Annotated in this window: 13 protein-coding genes, 1 rRNA gene and 1 pseudogene; 3 read left to right on the forward strand and 12 right to left on the reverse strand. The window is 75.3% G+C overall.

Annotated features, from left to right (window positions below; genetic code table 11):
• Positions 1-15: 15 nt before the first annotated feature.
• The 3 genes from ACLWS4_RS28945 to ACLWS4_RS28955 form a co-directional block, all read right to left on the reverse strand.
• Positions 16-1,194, reverse strand: coding sequence for a glycosyltransferase family 4 protein (locus ACLWS4_RS28945; RefSeq protein ID WP_375875573.1), 1,179 nt, complete (start codon positions 1,192-1,194; stop codon positions 16-18).
• A 165-nt stretch (positions 1,195-1,359) separates the two neighbouring features.
• Positions 1,360-3,093 (reverse strand): DNA repair protein RecN, encoded by a 1,734-nt coding sequence (gene recN, locus ACLWS4_RS28950; RefSeq protein WP_198959457.1) that lies wholly within the window; start codon positions 3,091-3,093, stop codon positions 1,360-1,362.
• Between the two features lie 88 nt (positions 3,094-3,181).
• Positions 3,182-3,880 (reverse strand): YczE/YyaS/YitT family protein, encoded by a 699-nt coding sequence (locus ACLWS4_RS28955; protein ID WP_074004685.1) that lies wholly within the window; start codon positions 3,878-3,880, stop codon positions 3,182-3,184.
• 131 nt (positions 3,881-4,011) lie between these two features.
• Between ACLWS4_RS28955 and ACLWS4_RS28960 the strand changes: the two genes are divergently transcribed.
• Complete coding sequence (locus tag ACLWS4_RS28960) at positions 4,012-5,511, forward strand: PLP-dependent aminotransferase family protein (RefSeq protein ID WP_416875662.1); 1,500 nt, start codon at positions 4,012-4,014, stop codon at positions 5,509-5,511.
• A 134-nt stretch (positions 5,512-5,645) separates the two neighbouring features.
• Here the strand turns inward: ACLWS4_RS28960 and ACLWS4_RS28965 are convergent, their stop codons facing one another.
• The 4 genes from ACLWS4_RS28965 to ACLWS4_RS28980 all read right to left on the reverse strand — a co-directional run bounded on the left by ACLWS4_RS28965 (position 5,646) and on the right by ACLWS4_RS28980 (position 8,595).
• Positions 5,646-6,551, reverse strand: coding sequence for an NAD kinase (locus ACLWS4_RS28965; protein ID WP_049654720.1), 906 nt, complete (start codon positions 6,549-6,551; stop codon positions 5,646-5,648).
• 93 nt (positions 6,552-6,644) lie between these two features.
• The gene (locus tag ACLWS4_RS28970; protein ID WP_074004683.1) at positions 6,645-7,451 is read right to left on the reverse strand and encodes a TlyA family RNA methyltransferase; all 807 of its coding nucleotides are present in this window, start codon (positions 7,449-7,451) and stop codon (positions 6,645-6,647) included.
• Positions 7,452-7,487: 36 nt separating this feature from the next.
• Positions 7,488-7,730 (reverse strand): hypothetical protein, encoded by a 243-nt coding sequence (locus ACLWS4_RS28975; protein ID WP_416875663.1) that lies wholly within the window; start codon positions 7,728-7,730, stop codon positions 7,488-7,490.
• Positions 7,714-8,595: a hypothetical protein gene (locus ACLWS4_RS28980; RefSeq protein WP_416875664.1), complete on the reverse strand. Its 882-nt coding sequence runs from the start codon at positions 8,593-8,595 to the stop codon at positions 7,714-7,716. Before ACLWS4_RS28980 ends, ACLWS4_RS28975 begins: the two co-directional genes overlap by 17 nt.
• Before the next feature lie 179 nt (positions 8,596-8,774).
• Here ACLWS4_RS28980 and ACLWS4_RS28985 point away from each other — a divergent pair, with 179 nt between their 5' ends.
• The gene (locus ACLWS4_RS28985) at positions 8,775-9,122 is read left to right on the forward strand and encodes an SCP2 sterol-binding domain-containing protein (protein ID WP_049654726.1); all 348 of its coding nucleotides are present in this window, start codon (positions 8,775-8,777) and stop codon (positions 9,120-9,122) included.
• Positions 9,123-9,158: 36 nt separating this feature from the next.
• Here ACLWS4_RS28985 and ACLWS4_RS28990 read toward each other — a convergent pair whose 3' ends face one another.
• Positions 9,159-10,196, reverse strand: a complete 1,038-nt coding sequence (locus ACLWS4_RS28990; RefSeq protein WP_049654729.1) for an HAD-IIA family hydrolase — start codon at positions 10,194-10,196, stop codon at positions 9,159-9,161.
• 143 nt (positions 10,197-10,339) lie between these two features.
• Entirely contained in the window at positions 10,340-11,038 is a 699-nt protein-coding gene (locus ACLWS4_RS28995) for a tetratricopeptide repeat protein (RefSeq protein WP_107086519.1), read from the reverse strand.
• Between the two features lie 92 nt (positions 11,039-11,130).
• Here ACLWS4_RS28995 and ACLWS4_RS29000 point away from each other — a divergent pair, with 92 nt between their 5' ends.
• Entirely contained in the window at positions 11,131-12,501 is a 1,371-nt protein-coding gene (locus ACLWS4_RS29000; protein ID WP_082345921.1) for a DUF1015 family protein, read from the forward strand.
• Positions 12,502-12,620: 119 nt separating this feature from the next.
• Here the strand turns inward: ACLWS4_RS29000 and ACLWS4_RS29005 are convergent, their stop codons facing one another.
• The 3 genes and pseudogenes from ACLWS4_RS29005 to rrf all read right to left on the reverse strand — a co-directional run bounded on the left by ACLWS4_RS29005 (position 12,621) and on the right by rrf (position 15,394).
• Positions 12,621-13,505 carry a hypothetical protein gene (locus ACLWS4_RS29005; protein WP_375877814.1) on the reverse strand — a complete coding sequence of 295 codons (885 nt, stop codon included), beginning with the start codon at positions 13,503-13,505 and terminating at the stop codon, positions 12,621-12,623.
• Between the two features lie 171 nt (positions 13,506-13,676).
• Positions 13,677-14,585 (reverse strand): annotated as a pseudogene (locus tag ACLWS4_RS29010) (hypothetical protein); the annotation flags it as partial.
• A gap of 692 nt (positions 14,586-15,277) precedes the next feature.
• Positions 15,278-15,394 (reverse strand): 5S ribosomal RNA (rrf, locus tag ACLWS4_RS29015).
• Positions 15,395-15,577: the final 183 nt, after the last annotated feature.

A 15,577-nucleotide genomic window follows, 5' to 3' on the forward strand; every position in this document is an offset into this window, starting at 1 on the left:
CGCCCGGGAGACGGTCTAGCCGCGCTGCACCAGCTCGTCGTAGGTGCTGAGCACCTGGGCGACGGTGGCGGCCTCGTCCGGCCAGGTGTCGGCCTGCTGCCGGCCGGCCGCCACCTGCCGCTCGCGGCGGGCCGGGTCGACCAGCAGGGCGCGCACCGCGCGGCCGAGCGCCGCCGGGTCGCCGGGGGGCACCAGCTCGGCGGCGTCCCCGACCAGTTCGGGGATGCCGCCGACAGCGGTGGCGACCACCGGCACGCCGGCCCGCATCGCCTCCTGCACCACCAGCGAGCGGGCCTCCCAGCGGCTGGAGACCACCACCACGTCGGCGGCGGCCAGCAGGTCGGGCACGTCCGTCCGATAGCCGAGCAGCCGCACCGGCAGCTTCTCCGCGGCCGCCCGCTCGCGCAGCGCGCCCGCCTCCGGGCCGTCCCCGGCGAGCAGCACGAGCGGCTCCGGGTCCAGCGCGGACAGCTCCCGGGTGGCGTCCAGCAGCAGCCCGAAGGCCTTCTGCGGGACGAGCCGGCCGACTGCCAGCACCAGCGGACGGTCCGGGCCGTCGCCGAGCAGCGCGGCGCGCGCCTCGGCGCGGCCGAGCAGGCCCTCGGGCATCGGCGGCGCCGCGACCGGGCCCAGCCGGGCGTCGGTGGCGCCCAGTTCGCGGGCCCGGGCGACCAGGTCGGAGGAGGCGCCGAGGACCAGGTCGGCGGCGCGCGCCACCCGGCGCTCCATCAGCCGCTGCAGCCGGCGCTCCATGCCGGTGGCCAGCAGCGCGTGGTGCGAGGTGACCACCAGCGGGGTCTCGGGCCGCAGGCCCGGGAAGCGGCCCGCGGTGCGCAGCGCCAGGTCGGACAGCAGTCCGGCGCGCAGCCCGTGGGCGTGCACCACGTCGGCGCCGGTGAAGGCCCGGCGCAGCTCGCCGATCGCGGTGGCGTCGCTGCGGGCTCCCGCGGTGGGGGTGATGTCGACGGTGTGGAACCTGGCGCCCGTACGGGAGAAGCCGAACAGCGCGTCCGTGCCGGCCGGCGCGCAGACCGTGACGTTCACCCCGTGTGCGACCAGGCCCTGGGCCAGGGAGCGCACGTGCGCACCGATGCCGCCGGTGCTGGCGGCCAGGACGAGTACCACGTGCAGCTGCCCCGGTTCGGGGACGGCCGCGGTGGCCCGGGCGGCGGAATGGTCCACGTCGTCTCGCATCCGACTCGATCAGGTTCGCGCGCCGCTTCGCGAGGATTGCCCGCCCGGCGGCGCTCGGGGCTGGGAAGCCAGTGTCCAGCCGCCACGATGCCAGGTCGGCGGCCCTCTTGGACAGTCGGCGCCACGGGGGCGCGTCGCCGACGTCCGGGGGGCCGCCGGCCCCGGCTAGCGGCGGCGCGGGGCCCGTGCCGCGGCCAGCAGTTCCTCGGCGTGGGCGCGGCCCAGTTCCGAGTCCTCCAGGCCGGCCAGCATCCGGGAGAGTTCGCGCACCCGCTCCTCGTCGTTCAGCACCTTGACACCGCTGCGGGTCACGGTGCCGTCGTTGGTCTTCTCCACCACCAGGTGCCGGTCGGCGAACGCGGCGACCTGCGGGAGGTGGGTGACGACCACGACCTGGGCGGACTCGGCGAGCTTGGCCAGCCGGCGGCCGATCTCGACCGCGGCCTTGCCGCCGACGCCCGCGTCCACCTCGTCGAACAGGTAGGTGGGGACGGGGTCGGCGCCCGCGAAGACCACCTCGACGGCGAGCATCACGCGCGACAGCTCACCGCCGGAGGCGCCCTTGGCGATCGGGCGCGGCTGGGCGCCGGGGTGCGGGGCGAGCAGCACCTCGACCTCGTCCACGCCGTGCGGCCCGTACGCGACGGTGCGCCCGCCGACCTCGATCCCGGCCAGGTCGTCGACCTGGCCGATCGCGAAGGTCACCCGGGCGTGCGGCATGGCCAGTTCGGCGAGTTCGGCGGAGACCGCGTCGGCGAACCGCCCGGCCGCGGCGTACCGGGCCTGCGACACCTCGGCGGCCAGCTCGGCCAGCTCGGCCCGCAGCTCGCTCTCCCGGGCGCCGAGCTCGTCGATCCGGTCGTCGTCGCCGTCGAGCTCGGCGAGCCGCACCGCGCTGGCCTCGGCCCAGGCGATCACCTCGGCGAGCGAGTTCTCCTCACCGCCGTACTTGCGCAGCAGCTGGGCCAGGACGGCCCGGCGGTCCTCGACGGCGGCCAGGCGCACCGGGTCGGCGTCCAGGTCGTCCGCGTAGCCGGCCAGGTCGCCGGCCACGTCGGCGAGCAGGTAGCCGACCTCGTTGAGGCGGTCGGCCAGGGCGGCCAGCCGCTCGTCGTGGTGGCGCACCGCGTCCAGGGCCCGGCGGGACTGGGCGAGCAGGGTGCCCGCGTCCAGCGCCTCCGGGTCGACCGGGTCGCCGGCCAGCGCCGCGTGGGCGAGGGTCGCGGCGGAGGACAGCGCGTCGGCGTGGCCGAGCCGCTCGGCCTCGGCGGCCAGCTCGGCGTCCTCGCCGGCCACCGGCTCGGCGGCGGCGATCTCGTCCAGGCCGAAGCGCAGCAGGTCGGCCTCCTGGGCGCGCTCGCGGGCCCGGGTGGTCAGCTCCTCCAGGGTCGCGGAGACCTCGCGCAGGACGCGGTAGGTCTCCCGGTAGCGGGCCAGCGGCCCGGCCACCGAGGCGCCCGCGTACCGGTCCAGCGCGCCGCGCTGGCGGGCCGGGCGCAGCAGGCGCTGCTGGTCGGTCTGGCCGTGCACGGCGATCAGGTCCTCGCCGAGTTCGGCGAGCAGCCCGACCGGGACGGACCGGCCGCCGACGTGCGCCCGGGAGCGGCCCTCGGCGGAGACGGTCCGGCTGATCAGCAGCGCGCCGTCGTCCAGTTCGGCCCCGGCCTCGAGCGCGCGGACCGCCGCCGGGGAGCCGGGGGGCAGCTCCAGGCGGCCCTCCACGACGGCACGTCCGGTGCCGTTGCGCACCAGGCCCGGGTCGGCGCGTCCCCCCAGCAGCAGGCCGAGGCTGGTCACGACCATGGTCTTCCCGGCGCCGGTCTCACCGGTCACGGCGGTGAAGCCGGGGGCGAGTTCGACCACCGCGTCGTCGATGACCCCAAGATCCCGTATCCGCATCTCGTCCAACACGGAGACGACCTTACGAGGTTCCGCCCCCGGCGCGCGACGAGCGACAACGGCGCGCGGCAACTCCGTGCCCGGAAGTTCATCCCTTCCGGGCGTCCTCGGCGGGCACCGGGACGGTGCACCAGGGCAGCAGGAGCTGCACCAGCGGGCCGATGGCCAGCGCGTACGCGACGGTGCCGGCCCCGGCGGTGCCGCCGAGCAGCAGCCCGGCGGTGAGGACCGTCACCTCGATGCCGGTGCGGATCAGCCGCAGCGAGCGGCCGGTGCGCCGGTGCAGGCCGGTCATCAGGCCGTCGCGCGGGCCGGGGCCGAGCCGGGCGCCGATGTAGAGGCCGCTGGCCAGCCCGTTGAGGGCGATCGCCGCGGCCGTCAGCGCGATCCTGGCGGGCAGGGCGCCGGGGCCGTCGACGACCCGCAGGGTGAGGTCCATGGCCGCGCCGATCACCAGCACGTTGGCGACGGTGCCCAGGCCCGGGCGCTGGCGCAGCGGGATCCACAGCAGCAGGACGAGGGCGCCGCAGATCGTCACCCAGGTGCCGACCGAGAGGCCGATGGTGCGCTGCAGGCCCTGGTGCAGGACGTCCCAGGGGTCGAGGCCGAGGCCGGCGCGGAGCATCAGCGCCATGCTCACGCCGTACAGGGCGAGGCCGACGAACAGCTGCGGTATCCGGCGGCCGAGGGCGTGGGTGTCGCCGAACACCCGGACGGCGAGCGTCCGCCCGGCGGCCGGTCCGGGTCTGGTGGGGGTGGCTGATCCTGGTGTGGTCGTGGTGGCCAAGGCCTGCTCCTGCGGTGGTGCTGCACCACCGGGGCGCCCGGTGGTGGCGGCCGGCATGGCCGCCCTGCCATGATGGCCAGTCCAAAGCTGCCCGCTCCAGGGCCAATCCCGAGCAAGTGGACTTTTCAGCCATGGTCGACTGGCACACCACCGTCACCCCGCCCGCACTCGCGCGGCTGCTCACCACCGCCCGGCTCCCCGAGCCGGCCGCCGCCCGCCGCCCCGCCTACCGCACCCTGGCCGGACAGATCCGGCTGCTGGTCACCGAGGGCCGGCTGCCGGTCGGCGCCCGGCTGCCCGCCGAACGCGAGCTGGCCACCGCACTGGCGATGAGCCGCACCACCGTCGCCACCGCGTACGAGACCCTGCGCGGCGACGGCTACCTGCGCAGCCGGCGCGGCGCGGGCAGCTGGACCGCCCTGCCCGAGGGCGCGCCGCCGCCCGGCGAGGCCCTGCACCCCGTCCCGCCGGACGAGCAGGGCCGCATCCTCGACCTCGGCGTCGCCGCCCCGCCCGCCCCCCAGCCCTGGGTCGGCCAGGCCGCCGCCCGGGCCGTCGAACAGCTGCCGTACTACGCCGCCGGGCACGGGCACTACCCCACCGGCGTCCCGGTGCTGCGCGAGGCCGTCGCCCGCCGCTTCACCGAGCGCGGACTGCCCACCACCCCCGACCAGATCCTGATCACCACCGGCGCGATGGGCGGCCTGCACCTGCTCCAGCGGGCGCTGGTCGGCCGCGGCGACCGGGTCGCCGTCGAGGCGCCCAGCTACGCCCACACCCTGCAGGCGCTGCGGCTGGCCGGCGCGCGCCTGGTCCCGGTGCCGTACACCTGGACGCCGCGGCCCACCTGGGACCTCGACGAGTGGCGGCGAGTGCTGCGCGGGGCCGGCCCCCGGGTCGCGTACGTGATCCCGGACTTCCACAACCCGACCGGCGCGCTGATCGACGAGGAGCAGCGCCGCGAACTGCTGGCCGCCGCCAGGGCCGCCGGGAGCATCGTGCTGGCCGACGAGACCACCGCCGAACTCGGCTGGGGCGTACCGCCGTCCACGCCGCTGCCGCGCCCGACGGCGGCCCTGGACCGCGCCGCCCAGGTGGTCACCGTCGGCTCGGCGGGCAAGCTGCTCTGGGGCGGCCTGCGGATCGGCTGGGTCCGGGCCGCGCCCGCGCTGGTACGCCGGCTGGCCACCGAACGGGTCTACAGCGACGTCGGCACCCCGGTGCTGGACCAGCTGATCGCCGCCGAGCTGCTGGGCGATCCGCTGCCCGACGTGCGGGAGCACCAGCTGACCCGGCTGCGGGCCACCGCGCGGGCCTTCGCCGCCGCCCTGCCCGAACGGCTGCCCGGGTGGGGCTTCACCATGCCGTCGGGCGGGCTCTCACTGTGGGTCTCCACGGACGGCCTGTCCGGCGCGGCGCTGGCCCGGGCCGGGGAGCGCAGCGGGGTGCGGATCGCCTCCGGCAACCGCTTCGGTTCGGACGGCGCCTTCGAGCACCACATCCGCCTCCCGGTCACCGTGCCCGCCGCGACCGTCCCCGCCGCCGTCGAACGCCTCGCCGACCTGGCCGCCCAGGCAGCGGCCGGCGGACGCCTCGAACCGGCGGACGAGTCCCAGCCGCTGGCGGTCTGACGGCCGCGCGGCGGGGCAAGTCCCTTGGCGCGCGGGAACTTTGGCGCGTTCGCGCGGGCCGCGGCCGGCCGTGCCGCAGTCGGACGAACCGCGTCCGTACGGGCCGCGGTCGGCCGTGCCGCGGCCGACCGCGGCTACTGGTGGTCGGCCCGGCCGCGCCAACCCGTCACCGGCAGCGCGAACTTGGCCACCAGCCGGTCGGTGAACGGCGCCCGGTGCAGTCTGGCCAGCCGCACCGGCGTCCGGCCCCGGCGGACCTCCACCCGCGCCCCGGCGGGCAGTTCGACCGAACGCCGCCCGTCGCACCAGAGCACCCCGTGCGGGGTCTTGGGCTGCACCTCGACCGCCAGCACCGACTCCGGCGAGGTCACCAGCGGGCGGGCGAACAGCGCGTGCGCGGAGATCGGCACCATCAGCAGCGCCTCCACCTCCGGCCACACCACCGGCCCGCCGCCGGAGAACGCGTACGCGGTGGACCCGGTCGGCGTCGCGCACACCACGCCGTCGCAGCCGAAGTTGGAGACCGGACGGCCGTCCACCTCGGTCACCACCTCCAGCATCCGCTCCCGGGACGCCTTCTCGATCGAGGCCTCGTTCAGCGCCCAGTCCTCGTGCACCACGTCGCCGTTGGTGCGGACGATGACGTCGATCGTCATCCGCTCCTCGACCTCGTAGTCGGCGTCGACCACCCGCTCGACGACCACGGCCAGGTCGTCCCGCTCGGCCTCGGCGAGGAAGCCCACCCGGCCCAGGTTGATCCCGAGCATCGGCAGCCCGTGGGAGCGCGCCAGCTCCGCCCCGCGCAGCAGCGTCCCGTCCCCGCCGGCCACCAGGATCAGCTCGCAGCCGTCCGCCGCCCCGGGGCCCTCGGTGACCTTCTCGACGCCCTCCGGCAGGTCCAGGTCCACCGCCTCGGCTTCCAGCAGTCTGATCCGGAGCCCCACCTTCAGCAGCCCGTGCACCAGGGCCTCGACGCTGCGCAGCGCCGTCTCCCGGCCGGTGTGCGCGATCAGGAAGACCGTACGTTCTTCATCGCTCATGCCGCTGCCCTCTCCCTAACGCCTGCCGGGTCGCCCTTGGTCCCGGGGCGGCCGCGCCATACGACATGACGGGCCGGACGCTCGCAAGGCACCCTACCGGGGCCCCTCCGCCACGGCCCGGTCCGCGTCCGCGGGGTCCAGCCGCGGAGCGTCACGGCGCAGCCAGAGGAAGTACTCGACGTTGCCGGACGGCCCCGGCAGGGGGCTCGCGGTGACCGCGCGCACGCCCAGCCCGAGCTCCCACGCCTGCCCCGCGACCTGGCGCACCATCTCGGCGCGCAGCTGCGGGCTGCGCACCACCCCGCCGCTGCCCAGCCGCTCCTTGCCGATCTCGAACTGGGGCTTGACCATCAGCACCAGGTCCGCGTCCTCGGCCGCGCAGGAGGCGAGAGCCGGGAGCACCAGGCCGAGCGAGATGAACGACAGGTCGCCCACCACCAGGTCGACCCGGGTGCCGCCGATCAGCTCCGGCGTCAGCTCGCGCACATTGGTGCGGTCCATCACGGTGACCCGCTCGTCGCTCTGCAGCGACCAGGCGAGCTGTCCGTAGCCGACGTCCACCGCCAGCACGTGCGCGGCCCCGGCCCGCAGCAGCACGTCGGTGAACCCGCCGGTGGACGCGCCCGCGTCCAGCGCCCGGCGGCCCTCGACGACCAGGCCCTGTGGCACGAAGGCCGCGAACGCGCCGGCGAGCTTGTGGCCGCCGCGCGAGACGTAGTCGGGGTCGTTCTCGTCCTTCGCCACCACGACCGCCGCCGAGGTCTCCACCTGGGTGGCCGGCTTGGTCGCGGTGGCGCCGCCGACCGTCACCCGGCCGGCGGCGATCAGCTCGGACGCGTGCTCACGCGATCGGGCCAGCTTGCGGCGGACCAATTCCGCGTCGAGTCGACGTCGTGCCACTGCCACTGGTGTTTCAGCTCCTACGGATCCTGCGGGTCATTCCTGGTCGAGCGCGGCCAGTGTGTCGACGAGCCGCTGGTGAACATCTTCGTACACCGCGACGTGTGCCTCGGCGGGGACCCCGTCCAGGGCCTCCAGCTGGGCCAGTCCGGCGTCCACCCTGGGGTGGCCGGTGGGGAGCAGCTCGATGCCGAGCAGCTCGGCGGGGAGCACCGCGTCGAGCGGTGCCGGCGGCCCGGCGTGCCGGACGGACCGGGGCGGTTCACTCGTCTCGGGCATCGGGCTTCTTCGCGTCGTCGGACTTCTTCGGGTCGCCGGGCTTCTTCGTGCTGGTGGCCTTGCGGACGGTGGTCTTCCTGGTCGCCGCACGCTTCGCGGGCGTCCCGGGCTCGGTTCCGGCCTCGGCCTGCCGGGGGGTGGCGGACTTCTTGACGGTCGTCGTCCGCTTCGCGGCGGCCTTCCCGGTCTGCGTCGTCTTGGCCTGCGTCTTCTTGGCCGGCGTCTTCTTCGCCGGGGTGGGCTTCTTCGCCGTGCTCTTCTCGGCGGCGGCCTTCCCGGCGGCGCTCTCCTCCGCCGCGGGCTCCTCCCGCGGGGCCGGGGCGACCGCGGACACCCGCGGGACGGACGAAACGGGCGGGACCGGCGGGTCGACCTCGACCGGCTCGTCCACCTCCACCCGCTCGGCGACTATCGGCTCACCCACCGTCCGGGCGGCCGACCGCTCCTCCTCGGCCTCCCAGCCGCGCCCGAAGAGGTCGCCGGCCCGCGGCGCCGGCACCGGCTCCTCGGCCCCGTACGCCCCCGGCCCGGACGCGGCCGCCGGGGCCTCCTCCTCGACCTCGCGCAGCTTGGTCTCCAGGTACGCCAGCACCACGCCGACCTTGGTCACCTGGTCGCCGACCCTCTCGAAGACCTTCTCCGCCTCGTTGCGCGCCACGCCGACGGCCAGGTCCACCCCGGCCCGCCCGGCGGTGACCGCCTCCCCGGCGAGGGTCTGCAGGGTCTCCACCGACGGCGGGAACTGGCCGCCCAGCCGGCGCTCGACCCCGGCGACGTCGACCCCGGCCTTCTCCAGGATCGAGCTCGCCGTCCCGACGACCAGCTTGCCGACCTCCTCGACCACGCCGGCGGCGGTCTCCACCACTCCCCGAACCGTCCTCGGCAGCATCCGGGTGCCTCCCAATCGCCTCTGGGCGTCGCTCCGTCGCCCTCAGTACCCGGGCGCCGTTCCGGGCACCCCACCGACGACGCTACCGCCAAAACCCGCCTGAGGTACCGTGGCCCGCAGTCAGCACCGTAGCGACCGGGGGAGGGAGCCGGCCCGTGGCGAACGCCGAGGAGTGCCGGGAGGCGCTGGAGCAGCTCAGCCGGAACATGACGAAGTCCACCGGCGACGTCCGCAAGGCCGCGGCCCTCGACCGCTCGCTCAGCTGCCGGATCACCGACCTCGACCTGACCTTCACCGGGCGGCTGCGCGACGGCCGGATCCAGGACGTGGTGGTGGCCCCCGGCGCCCCGGCCGGGAAGGCGGAGATCCGGCTCACCATGAGCAGCGACGACCTGGTCGCGCTGGTCGGCGGGCGGCTCAACTTCGCCTCCGCGTGGGCGAGCGGCCGGGTCAGGCTGGAGGCGGGCTTCCGCGACCTGCTGCGGCTGCGCACCCTGCTCTGACCCCGGCCGCCGTACCCGCCGACCGCCGGGCCGTCCTCAGAACCCCAGGTCGGCCAGCGCCTTCCGGCCGTCCACCGGCGCGCCGCCCGCGTCCAGCACCGTCCACGCGGCCGCGCACAGCGCCCGCAGGCCGTCCCAGCGGTCCCCGGCCCCGGACAGCCGCAGCACCCCGGCCTCGACGCCCGCGACCCAGCCGCCGCACCCGAAGCCGCCGTCCACCGGCGTCACCGCCGGGTGCGGGACGAGCAGTCCGCGCAGGTCCGCCGCCAGGTAGGTCGGCCGGTGCTCGACCGGGGCCGCCAGCAGCAGCTCCGGGGTGGTCACGCCGGTGAACACCAGCAGGCTGTCCACCCCGCCGTTGAACGCGCCCTCGATGTCGGTGTCCAGCCGGTCCCCGACCACCAGCGGCCGCTCCGCGCCGGTGCGCAGCACGGTCTCCCGGTGCATCGGCGGGAGCGGCTTGCCCGCCACCTCCGGCTCCACCCCGGTCGCCGCCCGCACGGCCGCCACCAGGGTGCCGTTGCCGGGCGCGATGCCGCGGGCCCTCGGCACCGTCAGGTCCAGGTTGGACGCCACCCAGGGCAGGCCGCTCTGCACCGCGTACGCGGCCTCCGCGAGGTCCGTCCACCCCACCGAGGGGTCGAAGCCCTGGACCACCGCGAGCGGCCCGTCGGCCAGCGAGCGGACCGCGACCAGCCCCAGCTCGGCCAGCGCCTCCTCCAGCCCGAGACCGCCCACGACCAGCACCTTCGAGCCGGCCGGCACCTTCTCGGCGACCAGCCGGGCGGCGGCCTGGGCCGAGTTGATCACGTCGGCCGGCTCGGCCGGGACGCCCAGCTCGGTCAGGTGCTCGGCGACCACCCGCGGCGGGCGGGAGGCGTTGTTGGTCACGTACGCGAGCCGCATTCCGGCCGTCCGGGCCGCGTCCAGGGCGTCCACCGCGTGCTCGATCGCGTGCGCGCCGGCGTAGACCACGCCGTCCAGGTCGAGCAGCGCGGTGTCGTACGCGTCGGTCAGCGGCCGCTCGCTGCCTCCGGGGGCGGTCCGTCGCACGGGGGTGGCCGTCTCGGTCATGGCTGCGCTACCTCATTCACTGCGTCGTCGTTCACTGCGTCGTCCGTGTCGCACGTCCTCGTGCGTCAGGGTGTCAGGGCGTCCGGTACGGCCTCCGGCCCGGCGCCTCGTACCGCGTCCGGCCGGGTCGCGGCGCCCACCGGTCAGGCGGCGCCGTCGGCACCGGCGGTGCCCGCCGTTCCGCCGGCCGGGCCCTCGGCGCCCGCCGGGGGCTCCACGTACCCGGGGGCTCCCGGCAGCAGCGGGCCGTACGCCCCGGCGCGGGCCGCCAGGGTCGCCCTGGTCTGCCGCAACGCCTGCCGGTAGTGGTCGGACTCCGGCCGCATCGCCACGGCCAGCGCCAGGTGCTCGGCGGAGGTCTCGAAGTCGCCCAGCCGGGCCGCCGAGACGCCCCATCCGAACTGAGCGTAGTCGTCCGCCGGATCCGCGAGCGCCACGGCACGGAAGTTCGCCAGCGCCGCCGCGTACGAGCCCGCGTCGAACTGGGCCCGCGCCAGCGCCTCCCGGATGCTGCGCGAGTGCGGCTCGGCCGCCACCGCCCGGGCGAGCAGCTGCTCGGCGGCCGCCGGATGCCCCTGCGCCAGCAGCTGGGCGCCCCGGCGGAACCAGTCGTAGACGTCCCCGGTGGGCTCCCCGGAGCGGCTCTGCCGCGGCACCCCGCCGGTCTCCGTACCCGCCTCCGAGCCGCCCTCCGAACCGACCGGCACCGCTCCGGCCGTCGAACCGTCGCCCGGCACGCGGCCCGGCACGCCGTCGGCCGGAGCGTCCCCGCGGGTGGCACCGACCGGCCCGCCCGACTCGGCCGGGCCGCCGCCGTCCACCCGTTCCTGCCCGTCGTCCATGCCGTACCTCGCCCTCGGTCGCACACCCGCCCCACAGATCGGCACGGGTATTCCGATCTCTCAACAACGCGTACCCGGTTACGATGCCCAGAATGAGCACACCCAGTGCAGAAGACGGAGTCGAGACTCCCGAGGGCGGCCCCGGCGATCCCGGGCACGTCGCCACCGCCGGCCTGTCCCTGTCCCCCTTCCGCGGCCTGCGCTACGTCCCCGACCGGGTCGGCACCCTGGCCGCCGTGACGTCCCCGCCGTACGACGTCGTGGACCCGGGCCGCCGGCTCGACCTGGAGACCGCCGACCCGCACAACGTGGTCCGGCTGATCCTGCCCAGGCCCGAGCCCGAGGACGCCGGCGACCGCCCCGACCGCGACACCCGCTACCGGCACGCCGCCCGGCTGCTGGCCGCCTGGCAGCGCGAGGGCGTCCTGGCCGCCGACCCCGAGCCCGCGATCTACGTCTACGAGCAGCGGCTCCCGGCCACCGCCGACTCCCCCGAGCTGCTCCAGCGCGGCCTGATCGGCGCCCTCGCGGTGAGCGGTCGGGAGGGCGGCGTGGTGCTCCCGCACGAGGACGTGATGCCCCGGCCGGTCGCCGACCGGGTCGGCCTGATGCGCACCACCCGGGCCAACCTGGAACCGCTGCTGCTCACCTACCGGGGCGGCGGCGGCGCCTCCGGCGTGATCGAGCGGACGGTCGAACGCGAGCCGCTGCTCTCCACCGCCACCAGCGACGGCACCCACCACCGCCTCTGGGCGGTCACCGCCCCGGCCGAGATCGCCGAGATCAGCCGCGACCTGGCCACCTGCCGGGCGCTGATCGCCGACGGCCACCACCGCTGGGAGATGTACCTCCGCCTCCAGCGCGAGCACCGCCACCTGCCGCGCAGCCCCTGGGACCGCGGCATGGTGCTCCTGGTGGACACCGCCCGCTACCCGCTGCGGGTCCGGGCCATCCACCGCGTGCTGTACCGGCTGCCGGTGGCCGAGGCGCTGGAGCGGCTCGGCGACCAGTGGAAGGTCAAGGAGGTCCCCGGGCCGCTGTCCGCCGCGCTCCAAGCCCTCGCCGAGCAGAAGCGGCACGGCGGCAACGGCTTCGTCCTGACCGGCGGCGACGGCGTCTACTGGCTGCTCGGCGAGCCCGAGGAGTCCCTGCTCGACGCCACCGTGCCGCACGGCCGGCCCGAGGAGTGGCGCCACCTGGACGCCACCGTCCTGCACGCCACCCTGCTGGACCGCACCTGGCACGTCCCCGACGGCCCGGACGACATCGGCTACCTGCACACCGCCGTGGCCGCCGAACAGGAGGCCGCGCGCACCGGCGGCACCGCCGTCCTGCTGCACCCGGTCCGGGAGTCCGTGGTGCGACGGCTGGCCGAGCAGGGCGTCACCATGCCGCGCAAGTCCACCTCCTTCGGGCCGAAGCCGGCCACCGGGCTGGTGCTGCGCAACCTCGCGCTGGGCTGACACCGCCCGGGGCTGACACCTCGGCCGGACCGAACACGGGCCGGAACGCCGTGAGGCCCTGCCGTTCCCGGAGTTTCCCGGGGAACGGCAGGGCCTCACGGCGTTTGCCTGGGAGCTGCTCAGCTCTTGTCGGCGTCGGCGTCGGCCTTGGCGGCCTTCGACTCCTCGGCCTCGGCGGCCTCGGCCTGCTGGGCGCGCTCGGGGACGACGCCGTCGAAGTCGTCGTCGATCTCGAGGTCGTCCTCGTCGTAGAACTCCTCGACGTCCTCCTCGTCCTCGAAGATCACGCGGTCCTCGGAGTGGTCGCCGCCACCGCGCTTCTTCTGCACCGGGGCGTCCGTCGACTCGGCCTCGTCCTCGGCCAGCTCCGGGTCGAGCGTGTCGGTGAACTCCACGCCGTCGATCTCGGCCAGCCGCTCCGAGGCGTTGGTGGTGCCGTCGGTGTCGGCCTCGGCGGCCTTGGCGAACCAGTCACGGGCCTCGTCGGCCCGGCCGGCCGCGATCAGGGCCTCGGCGTAGGCGTACCGCAGACGCGCGGTCCACGGCTGCACGGAGTTGGAGGCCAGCTCCGGGCTCTGCAGCGTCACCACGGCGGCGTCGAACTGCTCCATGTCGGCGCGGGCACCGGCCGCCACCAGGCGCATCTCGACCTGGCCGGCCTTGTCCAGCTGCTTCACCTCGGGCTCGCCGGCCATCGCCAGCGCCCGCTCCGGACGGCCCAGACCGCGCTCGCAGTCGGCCATCACGGGCCACAGGTCCGCCCGGCCGGTCATCCGACGGGCGGCGCGGAACTCGGTCAGCGCCTCGGAGTAGCGCTGCGTCATGTACGAGGCGAAACCGGCCGCCTCACGGACGGCCGCCACGCGGGAGGCCAGACGGAGCGCGATGCGCGAGTACTGGTAGGCCTCCTCCGCCTCGCCGTCGAGCAGGCGGGCCACCATCACCAGGTTACGGGCGACGTCGTCCGCGAGGGTCTTGGGCAGGCTCTTGAGCTCCTGGCGCACGTCCGCGTCCAGCTCGTAGCCGGTGACGTCCTCCGGGATCGGCAGACGCTTGACGGGCTCGTAGTTGCCCCGGCGGTCGTCGTACTCCCGGCGGTCGCCGCCGCGCTCGTCCCGGTCACGGCGGTAGCCGCCACCCGACGGGCGGTCGTCACGGCGGAAGCCACCGCGGTCGCCACCACGGTCGTCGCGACGGAAGCCGCCACGGTCGCCGCCGCGGTCATCGCGGTTGAAGCCACCCGAGGGGCGGTCATCACGACGGAAGCCACCGCCGGCCGGACGGTCGCCACGGTCGCGGTTGAAACCGCCACCCGACGGACGGTCGTCACGACGCGGACGGTCGTCACGGTCGTCCCGACGGAAACCGCTCGGGCGGTCGTCGCGGCGGAAACCGCCACGGTCGCCGCCGCGGTCATCGCGGTTGAAGCCGCCGGAGGGGCGGTCGTCGCGGCGGAAGCCGCCACGGTCGCCGCCGCGGTCGTCACGGTTGAAGCCACCCGAGGGGCGGTCATCGCGGCGGAAGCCACCGCCAGCCGGACGGTCACCGCGGTCGCGGTTGAAACCGCCACCCGACGGACGGTCATCACGACGGAAACCGCCACGGTCGCCACCACGGTCATCGCGGTTGAAACCGCCGGAGGGGCGGTCGTCACGGCGGAAACCGCCACGGTCGCCGCCGCGGTCGTCACGGTTGAAGCCACCCGAGGGGCGGTCATCGCGGCGGAAGCCACCGCCGGCCGGACGGTCGCCACGGTCGCGGTTGAAACCGCCACCCGACGGACGGTCGTCACGACGGAAACCGCCACGGTCGCCACCACGGTCGTCACGGTTGAAACCGCCGGAGGGGCGGTCGTCACGACGCGGACGGTCGTCACGGTCGTCCCGACGGAAACCACCGGACGGGCGGTCATCGCGGCGGAAGCCGCCACCGGAGGGGCGGTCGTCGCGACGGAAACCGCCACCGGAGGGGCGGTCGTCACGACGGAAGCCACCGCCGGCCGGACGGTCGCCACGGTCGCGGTTGAAACCGCCACCCGACGGACGGTCGTCGCGGCGGAAGCCGCCACGGTCGCCACCGCGGTCGTCACGGTTGAAGCCACCCGAGGGGCGGTCGTCACGACGGAAGCCACCGCCGGCCGGACGGTCACCGCGGTCGCGGTTGAAACCGCCACCCGACGGACGGTCATCACGACGGAAACCGCCGCGCTCGCCGCCACGGTCGTCACGGTTGAAACCGCCCGACGGACGGTCGCCGCGGTCGCGGTTGTACCCGCCGGTGGGGCGGTCGTCACGGCGGAAGCCGCCACGGTCGCCACCGCGGTCGTCGCGGTCGCGGCCGTACCCGCCGCCCGACGGACGGTCGTCACGACGCGGACGGTCGTCACGGTCGTCGCGACGGTAGCCGCCGGAGGGGCGGTCATCGCGGCGGAAGCCACCGCGGTCGCCGCCACGGTCGTTGGACCAGCCCCCGCGGGACCGGGGCTCGTAGCCTCGGCCGTCGTCCGATCGACGCTCGGGACGGTCCTGGGGCTGGTTCGACATCGTGGTGACTCCTTCTGCTGCTTCAGCTACACCGCGGGCGGAGCATGCGACTCCACCACCGCCACGCGGCTTCGACGCCGGCCTGCTGGCCCGCGTACCTTCTCCATTGTCCGACATGCCGGGACCCTCCGCGTCTGGGTGGAAGTCCCGCTTTTGCCGATCTTCTTCACGTTCGCAAAACACAAAAAGGCCGCGGCCCCAGCGAGTCGCTGGGGCCGCGGCCTTGAATAATTGTTCGGCGGCGTCCTACTCTCCCACAGGGTCCCCCCTGCAGTACCATCGGCGCTGTGAGGCTTAGCTTCCGGGTTCGGAATGTAACCGGGCGTTTCCCTCACGCTATGACCACCGAAACCCTATCGGGTATTCAGCGAAACACACTTTTCAGTTGATAAGTGTTTCTTTGTTCGCCGGTGATAACTGTTCGTTACCCGGGAACCACACAGTGAACGCGAGCGTCTGAGGACAAGCCCTCGGCCTATTAGTACCGGTCAACTCCACCCCTCACAGGGCTTCCATATCCGGCCTATCAACCC

The organism is Kitasatospora sp. SC0581 (assembly GCF_048159585.1).
Lineage (GTDB): Bacteria > Actinomycetota > Actinomycetes > Streptomycetales > Streptomycetaceae > Kitasatospora.